General features: G+C 54.1%; 1 pseudogene. It reads left to right on the plus strand.

Going from position 1 to position 604, the window contains the following annotated elements:
- Nucleotides 1-604 (plus strand): annotated as a pseudogene (locus QN379_RS23490) (phospholipase); the annotation flags it as partial.

Raw genomic sequence — 604 nt, forward strand, 5'->3', positions numbered from 1 at the left:
TCAACCGGGCTGGTTGCAGTCCGCGCGGGAGGCGATCACGCCGGATGCTTTTAGGCTTCTTCCTTCCGGCACAACGCGGCAGATGGCGCAGATCGTGCGTACCCAACCGGAAGAGTCGGACAAAACTATTCAGGAAGCCTACTGGCTGGCCACCAGTCAGGCGCGCAATTATCTCTATATCGAAAATCAATACTTTCAGTACACACCATGGGCAGAACATCTGAAAGCCATGCGTAAGCGTTATGTTAAGCGTATGCGGGAATGTGGATGGGGAGCCAATGTTCCCGATTTATATGTTTTTATCGTCATTCCCGAAGCCGAGCGCCACGGGATGGTCCCGCGCACCTACGATACCGTGGCCGAACTGGGCCAAGCCCAGACCATGAAGAACTACGATGAGGCAGTCAGGCAGCAACGTGAATGGAGTTTGGGCTTTTTCAATCAATGGATTGCGACTCCTTTCAAGAAGCTTATGTCGCTTGGGAGGCTGATACCGTCAATTGACGAGATCACCAAGGGGGATATTGTCGACTCGGCTGCGCGCATCCCGGTAACCGAGGCCGAGTTGGAGGGGATGGGCATCAAAATCCTGATCGCCAAGCTG

Origin of the sequence: Glaciimonas sp. Gout2 (genome assembly GCF_035018905.1) — a bacterium.
Classification (GTDB): Bacteria; Pseudomonadota; Gammaproteobacteria; order Burkholderiales; family Burkholderiaceae_D; genus Glaciimonas.